The sequence below is a fragment of the Pseudomonas sp. BIGb0164 genome (genome assembly GCF_024810135.1).
GTDB lineage: Bacteria > Pseudomonadota > Gammaproteobacteria > Pseudomonadales > Pseudomonadaceae > Aquipseudomonas.
In genome coordinates this window covers 303,627-321,189 of the sequence record NZ_JANUEA010000009.1, presented here as the reverse complement: position 1 = coordinate 321,189, position 17,563 = coordinate 303,627, and the positions used below count along the sequence as shown (strand labels likewise).

The 17,563-nt window shown below is 61.3% G+C and carries 17 protein-coding genes; 10 read left to right on the top strand and 7 right to left on the bottom strand.

Translation table 11 applies throughout. The features are described 5' to 3' along the window. Positions 1-73 precede the first annotated feature (73 nt). From M2394_RS23775 to antA, 4 genes are all read right to left on the bottom strand, one after another. Complete coding sequence (locus M2394_RS23775) at positions 74-1,474, bottom strand: amino acid permease (RefSeq protein ID WP_178923560.1); 1,401 nt, start codon at positions 1,472-1,474, stop codon at positions 74-76. A gap of 69 nt (positions 1,475-1,543) precedes the next feature. After that, positions 1,544-2,551 (bottom strand): anthranilate 1,2-dioxygenase electron transfer component AntC, encoded by a 1,008-nt coding sequence (antC, locus tag M2394_RS23770; protein WP_259174774.1) that lies wholly within the window; start codon positions 2,549-2,551, stop codon positions 1,544-1,546. 118 nt (positions 2,552-2,669) lie between these two features. Then, positions 2,670-3,161: an anthranilate 1,2-dioxygenase small subunit gene (antB, locus tag M2394_RS23765; protein WP_259174773.1), complete on the bottom strand. Its 492-nt coding sequence runs from the start codon at positions 3,159-3,161 to the stop codon at positions 2,670-2,672. After that, positions 3,161-4,552, bottom strand: a complete 1,392-nt coding sequence (gene antA, locus M2394_RS23760) for an anthranilate 1,2-dioxygenase large subunit (protein WP_178923573.1) — start codon at positions 4,550-4,552, stop codon at positions 3,161-3,163. Before antA ends, antB begins: the two co-directional genes overlap by 1 nt. 327 nt (positions 4,553-4,879) lie before the next feature. Between antA and M2394_RS23755 the strand changes: the two genes are divergently transcribed. Further along, entirely contained in the window at positions 4,880-5,872 is a 993-nt protein-coding gene (locus M2394_RS23755; RefSeq protein ID WP_259174772.1) for a helix-turn-helix domain-containing protein, read from the top strand. Between the two features lie 133 nt (positions 5,873-6,005). On the opposite strand, the gene M2394_RS23750 is transcribed toward M2394_RS23755, so the two are convergent. Next, positions 6,006-6,881: a LysR family transcriptional regulator gene (locus tag M2394_RS23750; protein WP_259174771.1), complete on the bottom strand. Its 876-nt coding sequence runs from the start codon at positions 6,879-6,881 to the stop codon at positions 6,006-6,008. 114 nt (positions 6,882-6,995) lie between these two features. On the opposite strand from M2394_RS23750, the gene M2394_RS23745 reads away from it, so the two are divergent. From M2394_RS23745 to catA, 3 genes are read left to right on the top strand one after another with little or no spacing between them, the layout of a single operon-like run. After that, the gene (locus tag M2394_RS23745; protein WP_178923579.1) at positions 6,996-8,123 is read left to right on the top strand and encodes a muconate/chloromuconate family cycloisomerase; all 1,128 of its coding nucleotides are present in this window, start codon (positions 6,996-6,998) and stop codon (positions 8,121-8,123) included. Between the two features lie 12 nt (positions 8,124-8,135). Next, a complete protein-coding gene (catC, locus tag M2394_RS23740) occupies positions 8,136-8,426 on the top strand; it encodes a muconolactone Delta-isomerase (protein WP_178923581.1) in 291 nt (96 codons plus the stop codon). 41 nt (positions 8,427-8,467) lie between these two features. Then, the gene (gene catA, locus M2394_RS23735) at positions 8,468-9,397 is read left to right on the top strand and encodes a catechol 1,2-dioxygenase (RefSeq protein WP_259174766.1); all 930 of its coding nucleotides are present in this window, start codon (positions 8,468-8,470) and stop codon (positions 9,395-9,397) included. Positions 9,398-9,527: 130 nt separating this feature from the next. On the opposite strand, the gene M2394_RS23730 is transcribed toward catA, so the two are convergent. After that, entirely contained in the window at positions 9,528-10,001 is a 474-nt protein-coding gene (locus M2394_RS23730) for an Lrp/AsnC family transcriptional regulator (protein ID WP_016974903.1), read from the bottom strand. Positions 10,002-10,144: 143 nt separating this feature from the next. Here M2394_RS23730 and kynU point away from each other — a divergent pair, with 143 nt between their 5' ends. After that, positions 10,145-11,395, top strand: coding sequence for a kynureninase (gene kynU / locus M2394_RS23725; RefSeq protein ID WP_259174765.1), 1,251 nt, complete (start codon positions 10,145-10,147; stop codon positions 11,393-11,395). Between the two features lie 111 nt (positions 11,396-11,506). Next, a complete protein-coding gene (locus M2394_RS23720; RefSeq protein ID WP_259174764.1) occupies positions 11,507-12,913 on the top strand; it encodes an amino acid permease in 1,407 nt (468 codons plus the stop codon). Here M2394_RS23720 and M2394_RS23715 read toward each other — a convergent pair. Beyond that, positions 12,859-13,749: a LysR substrate-binding domain-containing protein gene (locus M2394_RS23715; protein WP_259174763.1), complete on the bottom strand. Its 891-nt coding sequence runs from the start codon at positions 13,747-13,749 to the stop codon at positions 12,859-12,861. The genes M2394_RS23720 and M2394_RS23715 overlap by 55 nt on opposite strands. A 184-nt stretch (positions 13,750-13,933) precedes the next feature. On the opposite strand from M2394_RS23715, the gene M2394_RS23710 reads away from it, so the two are divergent. The 4 genes from M2394_RS23710 (at position 13,934) to M2394_RS23695 (ending at position 17,422) form a co-directional block, all read left to right on the top strand. Continuing rightward, positions 13,934-14,698, top strand: a complete 765-nt coding sequence (locus tag M2394_RS23710; protein WP_259174762.1) for a sulfite exporter TauE/SafE family protein — start codon at positions 13,934-13,936, stop codon at positions 14,696-14,698. 117 nt (positions 14,699-14,815) lie between these two features. Beyond that, a complete protein-coding gene (locus M2394_RS23705) occupies positions 14,816-15,406 on the top strand; it encodes an NAD(P)H-dependent oxidoreductase (protein WP_178923593.1) in 591 nt (196 codons plus the stop codon). A 30-nt stretch (positions 15,407-15,436) separates the two neighbouring features. Next, on the top strand, positions 15,437-16,333 hold the full coding sequence (locus tag M2394_RS23700; RefSeq protein ID WP_178923595.1) for a LysR family transcriptional regulator: 897 nt from the start codon (positions 15,437-15,439) through the stop codon (positions 16,331-16,333). Between the two features lie 195 nt (positions 16,334-16,528). Beyond that, complete coding sequence (locus M2394_RS23695; protein WP_259174761.1) at positions 16,529-17,422, top strand: NAD-dependent epimerase/dehydratase family protein; 894 nt, start codon at positions 16,529-16,531, stop codon at positions 17,420-17,422. The last annotated feature ends 141 nt before the right edge of the window (positions 17,423-17,563 follow it).

Here is a 17,563-nt window from a genome sequence, read left to right as displayed (position 1 = left end):
GAAAGCGGTGGTTCAGCCAGCACATCTAGTGACTGACACACTGCATTCGCGAGCAAGCCCGCTCCCACAGGGGTTACTGCGCCACGGCTGCTTTCGTGTTTCTGACCCGCAACCGGTAGGCCACATAGATAATCCCCACCCACACCGGCATCGCATACACCGACTCGCTGATTCCCGGAATCGCCAGCATCACGCTGATGATCATCACCATGAACGCCAGGCACAGGTAGTTGCTGAACGGGAACCAGAAGGTCTTGAACGACGGCGTCACGCCTTGCTGGCCCATGGCTTTGCGGAACTTGATGTGGGTGATGCTGATCAGCGCCCAGTTGATCATCAGCGAGGCAACCACCAGCGCGAACAGCAACTCCAGCGCGCTCTTCGGTGCCACGTAGTTGACCACCACGCACAGCATCGTCACCAGTGCCGAAATCGCCAGGGCGCGAATCGGCACGCCTTGCTTGTTCAGCTTCATCAGCGATTTCGGTGCATCGCCTTGCTCGGCCAGGCCGAACAGCATGCGGCTGTTGCAGTACACGCCGCTGTTGTACACCGACAGCGCCGCAGTCAGCACCACGAAGTTGAGGATGTGGGCAGCGGTGTCGTTGCCGATCAGCGAGAAGATCTGCACGAACGGGCTGCCGCTGTAGGCATCGCCCGACGCGCCGAGGGTTTGCAGCAGTTGGTCCCATGGGTACAGCGACAGCAGCACGGTCAGGGCGCCGACGTAGAAAATCAGGATCCGGTAGACCACCTGGTTGATCGCCTTCGGGATCACCTTGCGCGGCTCGCTGGCCTCGGCGGCGGTGATGCCCACCAGCTCCAGGCCGCCGAACGAGAACATGATGAACGCCATGGACATCAACAGCCCCATGCCGCCATTGGGGAAGAACCCGCCGTGGCTCCACAGGTTGCTGACGGTCGCTTGCGGGCCACCGGTGCCGCTGAACAGCAGGTAGCAGCCGAGCACGATCATGCCGACAATCGCCACCACCTTGATGATCGCGAACCAGAACTCCGCTTCACCGAAGAACTTCACGTTCAGGGTGTTGATCAGGTTCACGGCCACAAAGAACACCAGTGCACTGACCCAGGTCGGGATCTCCGGCCACCAGAACTGGATGTACTTGCCCACCGCCGTCAGTTCGGCCATGCCCACCAGTACGTAGAGCACCCAGTAGTTCCAGCCCGCCAGGAAGCCCGCGTAGCCGCCCCAGTATTTGTGGGCGAAGTGGCTGAAGGAGCCGGCCACCGGCTCTTCGACGATCATCTCGCCGAGCTGGCGCATGATCAGGAACGCGATGAAACCGGCAATCGCGTAGCCCAGGATCATCGACGGCCCTGCCGACTTGAGTACCCCGGCCGAGCCGAGGAACAACCCCGTGCCAATCGCCCCTCCCAAGGCGATCAGCTGAATATGCCGGTTCTTCAGGCCACGCTTGAGGCCTACCGGGTTAACCATGTCATCCGCCATTAACATTCCCTTCTACTTGTTTTTCTTAGGGTAAGTGCACGCGCAGCTGCCCCTCAGAAGTACTGAGGGTCAGATATTACTCTGCGTAAACTTTTCGTAATACAGCTGAACGCCATCAAGTGCCTGATCCGCCAGCCATTGTTGGACGGATTCGACCATTGGAGGGGGGCCGCACAGGTACATATCCGCCGAACTGTCCCGCCATTCGGCCAAGTCGAAATGCTCGGTGAGGTAGCCGCGCTTGCCGGGCCAGTCTTCGGCGGGCGCGCTGAGCACTTCGGTGTAGCGAAAGCCCGGAATTTTCGAAGCATAGGCCTGGATGCGCGGCGCTTCGCACAAGTCTTCGGCCCCGCGCACGCCGTAATACAGATGAACGGGGTGGTCGCAGCCGTTGACGGCCAGGTCGTCGAGCATGCCCAGCAAGGCCGACAGCCCGGTGCCGCCGGCCACCAGCACCAGCGGCTTGGTCACGTGGCGCAGGTAAAACGCGCCCAGCGGGGCTTCCATCACCAGCTCATCGCCCACCTGGCAGCGTTCGCGCAGGTAGTTGCTCATCACCCCGTCGGGCAGCAGGCGCACCAGGAACTGCAGCTGATTACCCGGCAGGTTGGCGAAGGAGTATGACCGCCAGCTGTTCGTGCCTGGCACCGACAGGCGCGCATATTGGCCGGGCAGAAAATCCAGGGCCTGTTCCAACTGCACCTGCAGGATCGCCGTGCTGGCCGACACCTGCTCCACCGCGCTCACGCTGCCCCGTACCTGCACCGGCCCCGGCGCATTGCACAGGCTTGAGTCGAAGTCGAAATAGAACGTCGCGTCAGACTTCACCCGCGTCTGGCAACTGAGCATCTTGCGCTGTTGCAGGTCGAGGCTGGACAGGGCTTCTTCGTCGACATAATCCTGAGTGTAATCGCCGCTCTCGCAGCGCCCCTGGCAGGTGCCGCACACGCCCTCGCGGCAATCCAGCGGGATCTTGATGCCATTGCGCAGCGCCGCATCCAGCAGGATTTCATTAGCGGCCACCGGGAAAAACAGCGTCTTGCCATCGGCAAAACTGAACGCCACTTTGTGATTCATCTTATTGGCTCACAGAACTTGTAGTGAGCGGGCTTGCCCCGCGCCGCGGTCAATCAGACACACAAGCCGTATCTGACACACCGCCGCGCGGGGCAAGCCCGCTCTCTACAGTCCGTTGTCAGAGGTGATAGAAATCGAGCACCGAGTTGATGGTGTCGTTGAGCAGCAGCGCATGCTTGCGGGTGATTAACCAACTGTCGCCGTGGGGCTTGAGGCGGTACGTGGCATGCCCGTAGAACTGCTCCGAGGTGGCCAGGCGATAGAACAGCGTGTGCCAGTTCAATTTCACCTCCAGCGTTCCATCCCCCTGCTCGGCAATGCGCACGTTGTTGATCAGGTGCAAGGTGCGCGGCATCGGCGTGGCCGACGCGGCTTTGCCGGTGCGCAGTCGGAACACACGGTCTTCCAGGCCGGAGCGGTTGGCGTAATAGATCAACGACATCTCACACTTGGGGTCGCGGGTGTAGACGTGCTCCGAGTCCCACTGCGGCAGGTGGAATTCACTCTGCGGGTCGAACAGCTGCACATAGGCGTCCCAATCCTGGGCATCGCACAGCTCGGCCTTGCGGTAGAAGAACTGCTCGATCCGGTACTGCAATGGGGCATTCATCACTCCACCTCCCGCAGGGTCAGCGCTTGCTTGTCCAGGCCATCGAGCAGGAATTGCTGCCAGTTGCGGTGCTGGTTCACATACAGGCCTTCATGGGTGAATTCGGTGCCGGTCATGGCCGGTTGAATGCCGATGGCTTCGCTGTTGGGTGTCGGCCCGGTTTCCCAGCGATGACTGCCACGCGAGATATCGCTCCAGCGCTCCAGGCGCCCCTGGAAACCGCGCTGGGCTTCGCGGAACTCCACCAGGTCATCCGGCGTGCCCATGCCCGAGACGTTGAAGAAGTCCTCGAACTGGCGGATACGGTTTTCACGGTCGGCGTCGGATTCGTTCTTCACCCCCAGGCACTGGCTGATGATCTCGGTCTTGTTCCATGCCACCGGGCGGATGATGCGCAGTTGCGAACTGATCTGATCAAGGAAGAACAGGCTCGGATAGATGTTCAGGTTGCGCAGGCGGTGCATCATCCACTCGGCCTTCTGCTGGCCGTGTTCTTCCACCAGGCGCGGCATGATGGTGGCGTAGCCGGAGCGCACGCTCGGGTTGGGCATGTCGCTGAACAACAGGCTGTGGCCGTTGTTGAAGGCGAACCAGCCGTCGTCAGTGTTTGCGTCACCGGCGCCGAGCTTGCTGTAGTCCAGGGTGCTGCCCGAGCCGGTGCCGTTTTCGGTGTTGACCTGCTGGCGATGCTGCACCGTGGCCACGTAGTTGTAGTGCACGGTGCTGACGTGATAACCGTCCAGGCCGTTCTCGTTTTGCAGCTTCCAGTTACCGTCGTAGGTGTAGGCGGACTTGCCCGGCAGTACTTCCAGTTCGCCGGTGGCAGACTGCGCGACCATCATGTCGAAGAACACTTTGGCATCACCGAGGAAGTCTTCCAGGCTGTCGCTGCCATTCACGTCCAGGCTGATGAAGACAAAGCCCTTGTAGCTGTCGATGCGTGCCTTTTTCAGGCCGCGTGTGGCTTTGTCGAAGCCCTCTGGGTACTCCCCCGGCGCCTTGACCTTCACCAACCGGCCGTCGCTCTTGTAGCACCAGGCGTGGAAGGGGCAGGTGAAGGTCGATTGGTTGCCCTTGCCGACCCGCGTCAGGGTGGTACCCCGATGCTGGCAGGCGTTGATCAGCGCATTGAGCCGGCCTTCGCCATCGCGGGTGATGATCATCGGCTGGCGCCCGGCGCGCATTGTCACGAAGTCGTGGGGGTTGGCCAGTTCGCTTTCATGGCAGGCGTAGATCCAGTTCTTTTCGAAGATCAGTTCCATCTCCAGGTCGAACAATTCCGGCTCGGTGAACATGTCCCGGGCGATGCGGAACACTTCATCCACCGGGCGAAAATCCAGGCAGCCTTCGATAAACGTTTTCCACTGCTCGACGCTTCTTGCACCACTCATGGGAGGCACCTTTTTTGATCAGGGCTAATCGGTGGCTCATTAGAGGGGGCGGGGCAGCGCGCGGGCTATCCGCTAAATGGGCGAACCTGCGCCGGAAAGTTGGGCCGCAAAATTGGGCAGCAAATACCCAACCCGGTGCAGGGCGGTGACGGGATGCGCTACTGTCTTGCAGGGCAAGGGGCGCGCAAACCGGCGACTTATCCACATAGTCGACTGTTCCTATCCACTCAGTGGCCATGGGGCGCGTGTGGCGCATAACTTGCTGTCGAACAATAACGACGCGCCGCCAGAGCGCGCAAAAAGCCTAACCGCCGTGGGTGCACCTTGATGAGTAGCCATACACGCGAAATCCATATTCAACGCTTTGACCTGGAAGGCGCCTGCAGCTGGATGTCCGGCATCTGTGGGCCGCACAGGCTGGCGACGTCCACGCCTGAGCGCCTGCGTTTTCACCACAGTGCCAACGTGTTCAAGTCCCGCGCCACCACCCTGGGCGTGATCGAGTACGGCACCGACGTGACCATCGACATCGAAGACGCCGAACACTTCAGCAGCTACAGCCTGAGCCTGCCGCTGGTGGGTGAGCAGGAACTGAGCAAGAACGGTGAGCGCCTGAGTTCCAACCGCGACCAAGGCGTGATCCTCTCGCCCAACGAACACCAGGTGCTGGCGATCTCTGGCGACTGTCGCAAGTTGCAGGTGGTGATCACCCGCGCGGCGATGAGCGAAACGCTGGAAGGTTTGTTGCAACGGCCGATCGAATCACCGCTGCGGTTCGAGTCGGTGATGGATGCGGTGGACGGCGCATCGGCGTCGTGGTGGCGCATGGCGCGTTACTTCATTGCAGAGCTGGAGCGCAGCAGCGAGTTATATGAACAGGCGGCGTTTACCCGAGACCTGGAAAGCTCATTGATCAAGGGGCTGATCCTGGCGCAGCCGAACAACTACTCCGAAGAACTGCGCGACGTACTCGGTGTGAAACTGCCGCACTACCTGATTCGGGCGCGCCAGTACCTGCACGACAACGCTCGTGAGGCGGTGTGTCTGGAAGACCTGGAAGCTGTCTCCGGGGTGACGCGCTTCAAGCTGTTCGATGCGTTTCGCAAGTACTTCGCGCTGTCGCCCATGGCGTACCTCAAGAAGCATCGGTTGGGCGCGGTGCGTGAGGAGATCCTCGAACAAGGCTCCACGCGCACCATCTCCGAAATTGCCTTGGGGTGGGGGTTTACGCACCTGGGGCGGTTCTCTGCGGAGTACCGCAAGCTGTTCGATGAATCCCCCAGCCAAACCCTGCAGCGCAAACGCCTGCGCAGTAGCTGACCTCAATGAGGATCCAAATGTGGGAGCGGGCTTGCTCGCGAAAGCAGTGTGTCAGCCAATACATCCGGCGACTGGCAGACCGCATTCGCGAGCAAGCCCGCTCCCACAGTGGAGATGTGGTGTTTGGGAGGAATCAGATCAATTCTTCCACCAGTTGCAGGCAATGATTGAGCCCCGGCGACTGGTCATTCACCCGTCGGCTGAGAATGATCGGCGAGGTCGCCGTGGCCTCCACAATCGGCGTGTAGCCGATGTCTGCACGGTGCAGCACCTGCACCGACGCCGGCACCAGCGTCACGCCCATTCCCGCGCCCACCAGCCCGATGGCGGTCTGCAATTCGTTGGTCCACTGCGCCACCTTGAGGCTCAAACCGTGGGCGTCGAACAGCGCGATCACGTGGTCGGCATAACTGGGTCGAGGGTTGCCGGGGTAGAGCACAATCGGTTCGGCGGCCAATTGGGCGAGGGTGGCCGGCGCCTCCAGCAACGGGTGGCCGGCGGGCAGCACGGCCACCAGTCGATCTTCCACCAGCACGCGCTGGACGATGGCCGGGTCGTCGATGCGAATGCGCCCGAACCCCACATCAATCCTTCCAGCCTTGAGCGCTTCGACCTGTTGCAAGGTGGTCATTTCCGACAGCCCCAACTCCAGCTCCAACGCCTCATGGGGGCGCAGGCGACGGATCAGTTCCGGCAGCACGCCGTACAGGGTCGACGGGGCAAAGCCGATGCCCAGCCAGGTCTTCTCGCCCTGGCCAATGCGCCGTGTGTTGTCGCAGACCTTGCTCAATTGTTCGAGCAGCACATTGGCATGTTCGTAGAAAAACCGTCCGGCTTCGGTCAGCCGCAGCGGTCGGCCGCGTTCCAGCAGGATCACCCCCAATTCGTCCTCCAATTGCTGGATCTGCCGGCTCAACGGCGGCTGGGCAATGTGCAGGCGTTCGGCGGCGCGGGTGAAGTTGAGGGTTTCACCCAGCACCTGGAAATAGCGCAGATGACGCAGCTCCATGATGGCTCCTTTCATACCTTGAGGGTATTGCTCGAGACCCATTCTATATTGGAAGCCTTTAAAGATACGGCACAGAATCGGCTCAAACCTAAAAAGAACCCAACGGGTATAGCCATGCCGATTTGCGCCATCGAGTCGATCGAGACGATCATCGTCGACCTTCCCACTATTCGCCCGCACAAGCTGGCGATGCACACGATGCAAAACCAGACGCTGGTGATCATCCGTCTGCGTTGCGCCGACGGCATTGAAGGTATCGGCGAAGCCACCACCATCGGCGGCCTGAGCTACGGCGACGAAAGCCCTGACAGCATCAAGATCAACATCGACCGCCACTTCGCCCCGCTGCTGATCGGTCAGGACGCCAGCAATATCAACGCGGCCATGTTGCGTCTGGAGCGCAGCATCCGTGGCAACACCTTTGCCAAGTCCGGGATCGAAAGCGCCTTGCTCGATGCCTTGGGCAAACGGCTGAACTTGCCGGTCAGCGAACTGCTCGGCGGTCGCGTGCGTGATGCCTTGCCGGTGGCCTGGACTCTGGCCAGCGGCCACACGGACAAGGACATTGCCGAAGCCGAAAAGATGCTCGACCTGCGCCGTCACCGCATTTTCAAATTGAAGATCGGTGCCGGTGAAGTCGCCCACGACCTGGCTCACGTCATTGCCATCAAAAAAGCCCTGGGTGATCGCGCCAGCGTGCGGGTCGACGTCAACCAGGCCTGGGATGAAGCCGTTGCGTTGCGCGCGTGCAAGGTGCTCGGCGATAACGGCATTGACCTGATCGAACAGCCGATCTCGCGCAATAACCGCAGCGGCATGGCCCGGCTCAACCTGTCGAGCCCGGCGCCGATCATGGCCGATGAGTCCATTGAGTGTGTCGAGGATGCCTTCAACCTGGCCCGCGAAGGTGCGGCCTCGGTGTTCGCCCTCAAGATTGCCAAGAACGGCGGGCCCCGCGCCGTGTTGCGCACCGCGGCGATTGCTGAAGCGGCGGGCATTGGCCTGTACGGCGGCACCATGCTCGAAGGCGGTATCGGCACGCTGGCCTCGGCCCACGCCTTCCTCACGCTGAACAAACTGGCGTGGGACACCGAGCTGTTCGGCCCGCTGCTGCTCACCGAAGACATCCTCGTCGAACCACCGGTTTACCGCGATTTCCAGCTGCATGTTTCCACCGCCCCGGGCCTGGGCCTGGCCATCGATGAAGAGCGCCTGGCGTTCTTCCGTCGTGACAAACACTAAGAGGCGCCTGCCATGTTGTTCCACGTAAAAATGACCGTGAACCTGCCCCTCGACATGAGTCCCGAGCGCGCTGCTGGCCTCAAGGCCGAAGAAAAAGCCTTGGCCCAGCGCCTGCAACAAGAAGGCAAATGGCGCCACCTGTGGCGCATCGCCGGGCACTACGCCAACTACAGCGTGTTCGATGTCGACAGCGTGCAGGACTTGCACGATCTGCTGATGCAGCTGCCGCTGTTCCCCTACATGGCCATCGAAGTGAACGCCCTGTGTCGTCACCCTTCGTCGATCCATGAGGACGACCGCTAGGCCGTTTTCCACACGAATAACTACAAGATGAGGAATGCACCATGTCCATCCGACTGTCCCAGACTGCCCATGCCCAACAGTTTCTCGAAGAAGCCAGCGGCAACCTCAACGACGCTGGCAACCCGCGTACCAAGGCGCTGATCTACCGGATCCTGCGCGATACCGTGAACATCATCGAAGACCTGGAAGTGACCCCGGAAGAGTTCTGGAAGGCGGTCAACTACCTCAACGAACTGGGCAAGCATCAGGAAGCCGGTTTGCTTGCGGCCGGCCTGGGCCTGGAGCATTACCTGGATTTGCTGATGGACGCCGCCGACGAAGAAGCCGGTAAATCCGGCGGCACACCGCGTACCATCGAAGGCCCGTTGTATGTGGCTGGGGCGCCTTTGTCGACATACGAGGCACGCCTGGACGACGGCACTGACGCGGCCGTGCCGCTGTTCATGCGCGGGCAAGTACGCGACACGCATGGCAAGCCATTGGCCGGGGCCATTGTGGATGTGTGGCAGGCCAACACGGGTGGCACTTACTCCTGGTTCGACCCGACGCAGTCGGAATTCAACCTGCGTCGGCGCATCGAAACCGATGCCCAGGGCAACTACCGTTTTCGCAGCATCGTGCCGTCAGGCTACGGCTGCCCACCGACCGGCCCGACCCAGCAGTTGCTCGATCAACTGGGGCGTCATGGGCAGCGGCCGGCGCATATTCACTTCTTCATCTCGGCGCCCGGGCATCGGCACCTGACCACGCAGATCAACCTGTCGGATGACCCGTACCTGCATGATGATTTTGCCTATGCGACGCGGGAAGAATTGATTGCTGAAATCCGCTTCAGTGACGATCAGCAACTGGCGCGGGAGTTTGGTGTGGAAGGGCGGTTTGCGCAGATCGACTTTGACTTCGAGTTGCAGGCTTCGGCGGCACCGGTCGAGCAAAAACGCATGCAGCGCGTGCGCGCCCTCGAAAACTAAACAGCGAACACGCTTCAAAATGTGGGAGCTGGCTTGCCTGCGATAGCGGTGGTGAATGTTACATAGCTATCGCCGGCAAGCCAGCTCCCACAGGTTCCAGTTTTCGTAGGTTTTTTTGTGGTGTTGCTGGTTATTTGCGGATAACCAGATCCAGCACCTCATCCCGATCCTTGATCTTCTGCAGCACAATCTCTGAACGGATATCCATCACCCCCGCCGTGCGGTTCAGGTGGTTTACGATAAAGTCCGAAAAGTGCTTCAGGTTCCTCGCCTGCACCCGCAGCACATAGTTGCTGGCGCCGGTGATCACGTAGGCGCTGGCCACCTCGGGCCAGCCCTGCACCTTCTTGATGAACGTCTCGTGCCAATCCTCCACATCCTGGCGCAACGACAGGTGCACGATGGCCTCCAGCTCGATGCCCAATTGCTCGGCGTTGAGCACTGCGCGATAGCCGCTGATGATTCCTTCGCTCTCCAGCAGGCGCAAACGGCGCAGGCAGGCGGACGGCGACAGCGCGACTTTTTCCGCCAGCTCCTGGTTGCTGATACGGCCATCCTGTTGCAGGAAATGCAGGAGGCGCAGGTCGGTGGCGTCGAGAATCATGGTTAGAATAAATCCGCGTGTTTAGGGGTTAAATTCGAATTTCCTACAGCTTAATTAGCCTTTTAGCCGTTACTTTGCACGAAAATTTTGTAAAGCTTCGTTCAATATTTTGTCCATCTTCACTTATAAAAACAGGACAACCCATGACCACTCGAAGCCACTGCCTAGCCCTGGATGACCAGGATCCGCTGGCGCCCTTGCGCCGTCAGTTCGCGCTGCCTGACGGCGTGATCTACCTCGACGGCAACTCCCTCGGCGCCCGCCCGGTGGCCGCGCTGGAACGGGCGCAGGCGGTGATCGCCGAGGAATGGGGCGATGGCTTGATCCGCAGCTGGAACAGCGCCGGTTGGGCGGACTTGTCGCAACGCCTGGGCAACCGCCTGGCCCCGCTGATCGGTGCACGCGACGGCGAAGTGGTGATCACCGATACCACTTCGATCAACCTGTTCAAGGTACTCAGTGCCGCCCTCACGGTGCAGCGCCAACGCACACCGGCGCGCAAGGTGATTGTCAGCGAAGCCAGCAACTTCCCCACTGACCTGTACATCGCCGAAGGCCTCACCGAGTTGCTGCAACAGGGTTATTCCTTGCGGCTGGTCAACAGCCCGGACGAACTGCCCGAAGCCATCGACAACGATGTGGCGGTGGTGATGCTCACCCACGTCAACTACAAGACCGGCTACATGTACGACATGCAAGCGGTCACGGCCTTGAGCCACGAGTGCGGCGCGCTGAGCATCTGGGACCTGGCGCATTCGGCGGGCGCGGTGCCCCTCGACTTGCACACGGCCGGTGCGGACTACGCGATTGGCTGCACCTACAAATACCTGAATGGCGGCCCCGGCTCCCAGGCGTTCGTGTGGGTCAGCCCGGCCCTGGTGGACGTGGTGCGCCAGCCGCTGTCGGGCTGGTTCGGGCATACCCGCCAGTTCGCCATGGAGTCCAACTACGCGCCGAGTGCGGGCATCGCCCGTTACCTGTGCGGCACGCAGCCGATCACGTCGCTGGCCATGGTGGAATGCGGCCTGGAGATTTTTGCCCAGACCGACATGGCCAGCCTGCGCAGCAAATCCCTGGCATTGACCGACCTGTTCATCGCATTGGTCGAAGCGCGTTGCACTGCCCATGGCCTGGTGCTGATCACCCCGCGTGAGCACGTCAAGCGCGGCAGTCACGTGAGCTTTGAACACCCTGAAGGCTACGCGGTGATCCAGGCGCTGATTGCCCGTGGCGTGATCGGTGATTACCGTGAGCCGCGCATCATGCGGTTCGGGTTTACGCCGTTGTACACAAGCTTCACCGAGGTGTTCGACGCCGTGGAAATCCTTGGCGAGATCCTCGACAACCGCACCTGGGACCAGCCGCAATTCAAAGTGCGCAACAGCGTCACCTGACACAACGCAGATCAAAATGTGGAGCCCGCTCCCACACAAAGCCAGCTCCCACAGTGGATCTGTGACAACCGCCTAAAACAGTGCAATCACAATAATAAAGGGGCACACCACGTGACCACGCCAGACAACGGCTTTGCAGAGATCACCCACCGCGAACTGGGCCTGAGGCGCCAGCTCACTTCCGGCCAGATGAGCATGATCGCCATCGGTGGCGCCATCGGCACCGGGCTGTTCATGGGCAGCGCCTATGCCATTGGTTACGCCGGGCCCAGCGTACTGGTGAGCTACGCCATCGGTGCGTTGATCACCTTGCTGTTGATGGGTTGTCTGGCGGAGATGACGGTGGCCCATTCCACCTCGGGCTCGTTTGGTGCCTACGCCGAGTTCTACATCAGCCCGCTGGCCGGGTTCCTGGTGCGTTACGCCTATTGGGCGGCGATTGTGCTGGCCGTGGGCGCCGAGGTCACGGCGGTGGCGATGTACATGAAGTACTGGTTCGCCAATGTGCCGGAATGGGTGTGGATCGTGTCGTTTTCCAGCGTGCTGATCCTGCTCAATGCAATCAGCGTGAAGACCTTCGGCAATTTCGAATACTGGTTTTCCACGATCAAGATCAGCGCCATCGTCGGCTTCATCATCCTCGCCGTCTACGTGGTGTTCGGCTCGGGCAACCCGGAGTACGGCGTGCAGAACTACACGGCCCACGACGGCTTTTTCCCCCATGGCCTGAGTGGCATGTGGATCGCGGTGATTGTGTCGATCTTCAGCTACCTGAGCGTGGAGATGATCGCCGTGGCCGCCGGTGAAGCCGCCGACCCGGAGCAGGCGGTGAAGAAGGCCTTCCGCGCCACCATCGTGCGCCTGGTGGTGTTTTACCTGCTGACCCTGGCGTTGATGCTCGCCATCGTGCCGTGGAACCAGGCCGGGCAGACCCAGAGCCCGTTCGTCACGGTGATGCAGACCATCGGCATTCCCGGCGCCACCGGGGTGATGAATTTCGTGATCCTGATCGCGGCGTTATCGGCCATGAACAGCCAGCTCTACATCACCACGCGCATGATGTTCAGCTTGTCTCGCGCTGGGTTTGCGCCCAAGGCCATGGGCGCCTTGAGCAAGAGCGGCATCCCGCTGAACGCGCTGTTGCTGTCCAGCTCGGGGATTGCCCTGGCGACGTTGCTCAACGTGGTGTATCCGGAAAGCTCATTCACGCTGATGATGGCCATTTCCATGTTTGGCGCGATCTTCACCTGGTTCATGATCTTCCTCACCCACTTCTTCTTCCGCCGTTACCGCAAGCGCCATGGCGGGCCGACGCTGTCGTTCCAGCTGCGCCTGTTTCCCTACAGCACGCTGCTGGGCCTGGTGCTGATGGGCGCGGTGATGATCACCACCTACTTCACTGACGCGTTCAAGATGACCCTGGTGTTTGGCGTGCCCTTCCTGCTGATCCTGTCGGCGGTGTATTACGGGTTCTTCCGCAAGGGCAGGGCCAAGGCGTCGAACAAGGCCTTGGCGTAACCGGGCAGCTGTTCGAACGCGCGCGCCGCGAGCAGCAATTTCCGGCAGGCCCAGTCTTCCTGCAAAGGCTGGGTGTTGAAACGCGGCGCCAGTGGCCAGCGCTCCAGTGCCGCCTGGGGGACAATCCCCAGGCCGGCACCGCCTGCGACCATGCGCATCACCCCCTCAAACCCCTCGGCGCGGATGCGCGTTTGCAGGCGGAACCCTGCGTGCAGCGCCTGTTCTTCCAGGTACACGGTCAATGCGCTGTTGGCGGCCAGGCCGACGAAGTCGTGTTGCAGGCTGTCGATAAAACTTCCACCGGTGAACGGATGATCCAGCGGCGTGATCAGCACCAGTGGGTCGTCGCGAAAGGGCAGGGTTTGCAGGCCGTGGGTGTCTACCGCGTCGGAAATGATCCCCAGGTCCGCCGTGCCCTGGCGCAGGGCCTGGGTGATGCGCAGGCTCGGCAGCTCCTGCAGGTCGATATCGAGGTTGGGGTGCTGGCGCAAAAAGTCGGCGAGCAGTTCCGGCAGGTATTCGCTAAGGGCCGTGGTGTTGCACAGCAAGCGCACCTGGCCTTTGATGCCATTGGCGTATTCCGCCAGGTCCTGTTGCAGGTGTTCGGCTTGTTGCAGCAACAGGCGAGCGTGACGGGCCAGGGCTTTGCCTGCGGGGGTGGGCGTGACACCGCGGCGGTTGCGCTCCAGAAACTCGATGCCCAGTGAGTCTTCCATCGCGCGGATGCGTGCGCTGGCGGCGGCCAGGGACAGATGGCTGCGGGCTGCGCCGGCGGTGATGTTGCCGGTGTCGAGGATGTGCAGGTAGAGGCGCAGGTCGATCAGGTCAAAGTGCATGGCTGGGTTTCTCGGTTGACAGGACTGGCCCCTTCGCGAGCAAGCCCGCTCCCACATTTTGAAATGCATTCCAAATGTGGGAGCGGGCTTGCTCGCGAAGGCGGCCTCAGCCTCACGCAAAACAAGAGGCTGCCTCAGTATATGGCGAATTTCCGATCAGGCCGAAATCCCCCACAATCCCTCCATGAATACCTTCCTAGCGTTCTACCAAGACATCGGCCTCGCCCTGACGCTGTTGGTGATCGGCACTTTCCTGCTGGCCGGTACCGTCAAGGGCGTGATCGGCCTTGGCCTGCCCACCGTGGCCATGGGCTTGCTCGGCCTGGCTATGCTGCCGGCGCAGGCTGCGGCGCTGCTGATCATTCCGTCGACGGTCACCAACCTGTGGCAACTGGCATTTGGCGGTCATTTGAGTGCGTTGCTCAAACGCCTGTGGCCGATGCTGCTGCTGATTTTCCTCGGTACCGGGCTCGGTACGCTGTGGCTGGGCATGGATGGCGGTGGCTGGGTGGTGCATGCGTTGGGCGGCGCGTTGCTGGTGTATGCGCTGAGCGGGCTGTTCCTGCCCACTTTCAAGGTCAAGCCTGAGGCCGAGCGCTGGCTGGGCCCGGTGTGCGGGGTGATCACCGGCATCATCACCTCGGCCACCGGCGTGTTTGTGATTCCTGCGGTGCCGTACCTGCAGGCCTTGGGCTTGAACCGTGATCAACTGGTGCAGGCGCTGGGGCTGTCGTTCACCGTGTCGACCCTGGCGCTCGCCGCCGGCCTAGCCTGGCGCGGTTCGCTGGGAGGCGGCGAGATCAATGCGTCGCTGCTGGCGCTGGTGCCGGCGCTGCTGGGCATGTGGCTGGGCCAGGCGGTACGCCAGCGCATCAGCGCGGTGTTGTTCAAGCGCGTGTTTTTCGTCGGCATGGCATTGTTGGGCGCCCATCTGCTGATCAGCGGTTAAAGATCAACGCCTTATTCGTGCATTTTGATCAAATGTATTTTGCCGCGCCGCTGCTTATTCCGAGGGGGCAATGTCGATAGCCTGCCGGCAGACATTTCTAACCCTTTGGAATCCCCCATGAAAAAAGTCCTCCTGCTCAACGGCGGCAAGCAATTTGCGCACTCCGACGGCCGCTATAACACCACCCTGCATGACGCCGCCGTGGCGGTATTGGACCGTGCCGGCATCGACGTCAAGGTCACCCACATCGACGCAGGCTACGACGTGGCCGAAGAAGTCGCCAAATACCTTTGGGCCGACGTGATCATCTACCAGATGCCCGGCTGGTGGATGGGCGCGCCGTGGATCGTCAAGAAGTACATCGACGAAGTCTTCACTGAAGGCCACGGCAGCCTCTACGCCAGCGACGGCCGCACGCGCTCTGACTCGTCGCAGAAGTACGGCAGCGGCGGGCTGATCCAGGGCAAGCAGTACATGCTGTCGCTGACCTGGAACGCGCCGCAGCAAGCCTTCGACGACCCTACCGACTTCTTCGAAGCCAAGGGCGTGGACGCGGTGTACTTCCCGTTCCACAAAGCCAATGAGTTCCTTGGCATGACCGGCCTGCCGACTTTCCTCTGTGTGGACGTGATGAAGCGCCCGGCGATCGAGGCTGACGTGGCGCGCTACGAGCGGCATCTGGCGCAGGTGTTCAATTTCTCGGTGTAAGCTGCCAGCAACCGAAAAAGAGGACTGCCCGTGAAAGCCCGATCCGATGAGCTACAGATCTTTGTCAGCGTGATTGAGTGCGGCTCGATTTCCGCGGCGGCGGAGCAGGTCGGGCAGACGCCGTCGGCGGTCAGCCGCACCTTGTCGCGCCTGGAAGCCAAGCTCGACACCACGCTGATCAACCGCACCACGCGGCGCATGGACCTGACCGAGGAGGGCAAGTACTTCTTCGAGCAGGCCAAGGTGATCCTGGCGCAGATGGATGAGCTGGAAGAGCGCCTGTCGTCGCGCCAGAAAAAACCGGCCGGGCGGCTGCGGATCAACGCCGCCGTGCCGTTCATGCTGCATGGGATCGTGCCGTACATCGCCGAATTTCGCAGCCTGTACCCGGACATTCAGCTGGAGCTCAACAGCGATGACTTGATCATAGACCTGCTGGAACAGAGCACCGACATCGCCATTCGCATCGGTGTGCTGGCCGACTCCACCCTGCACGCGCGCTCCCTCGGTTGCACGCCGCTGCATATCCTCGCCAGCCCCGACTACCTCAAGCGGCACGGCACCCCGCAGACGGTCGCCGAATTGGCGGAGCACACCTTGCTCGGCTTCACCCAGACCGAAACCCTCAACCACTGGCCGCTGCGTCATGTGGAGGGCGACCGCTGGCTGATCCAGCCCAGTGTGGCCGCGTCCAGTGGTGAAACCGTGCGGCATTTGGCCTTGGAGGGTCAGGGCATTTGTTGCCTGTCGAACTTCATGACCATCGACGACATCGAGGCCGGGCGCCTGGTGCCGGTGCTGGAGAACTTCAACAGCGGGTATCGCCAGCCGATCCACGCGGTGTTCTACCGCAACTCGCAGTTGGCGTTGCGTATCCAGTGTTTCCTGGACTTTATCCAGGCCAAGCTGGCGCGGTATGCCTGCTGATTCGTGATCTTCGCGCAAGAGTGAATTGGGCGGGACGGGCTTATTCGACAGCCGTCGTCCCTTCATCATCTGGGCATACATCGAGTCGCACCCATCGCAGCCTCGCTTGCGCTCGACAACTCCTACACCCATCGCAGCCTCGCTTGCGCTCGACAACTCCTACACCCATCACTTACCCAGTCAGGAGAACACTCCATGAACGTATTCGTAACCGGTGCCGCAGGTTTTATCGGTGGTTCCATCGCCACCGGCCTGGTCAAGGCCGGCCACAGCGTCACCGGCCTGGTGCGCAGTGCCGAACAAGCGGCAGAAATGACCGCCCTGGGCATCAAACCGATCATCGGCACGCTTGATGACGCTCCGGTATTGACCGAACAGGCGCAGAAGGCCGACGCCGTGATCAACGCCGCCAGCAGCGACCACCGCGCCGCCGTTGAAACCTTGCTAGCTGCGCTGAAAGGTTCGAACAAACCCTTCTTGCACACCAGCGGTTCGAGCATCGTCGGTGACGCGTCTGGCGGTAAATCCAGCGACGTTATCTACTTCGAAGACAACTTGCCCGAGCCGACGGTGGATAAAGCCGCTCGCGTGGCCATCGACAACCTGATCCTGGCCGCTGCCCAAGAAGGTGTGAACTCGGCAGTGATCTGCAACACCTTGATCTACGGCCACAGCCTGGGCGTGAAACGTGACAGCGTGCAATTGCCGCGCTTGCTCAAGCAAGCCCGCAAGAGCGGCGTGGTACGCCATGTGGGCACTGGGCAGAACATCTGGTCCAACGTGCACATTGAAGACGTGGTGGCCTTGTACCTGCTGGCGCTGACCAAGAATGTGCCGGGCACGTTCTACTTTGTGGAAAGCAGCGAAGCGTCGTTTATCGACATGACCACCGCCATTGCTCAAGCCCTGAACCTGGGTGAACCGCAGGATTGGCCATTGGCCGACGCCGAAGCCGAGTGGGGCTATGAAATGGCCAACTATGGCCTGGGCTCCAACAGCCGCGTGCGCGGCAAGCATGCGCGCGAGCTGCTGGGCTGGGCGCCGAAGCGTACGTCGGTGGTGGAGTGGATTCGCCACGAGATGGTGTGACGTTCGCTTAGCACCGCGGTGCTGCCTTCGCGAGCAAGCCCGCTCCCACAATTGACCGAGTTTCAGCTTTGAAATGCAGTCAGTGTGGGAGCGGGCTTGCTCGCGAAGGAGGCGGCGCGGTTTTCGAGGCTAGCCGCAACC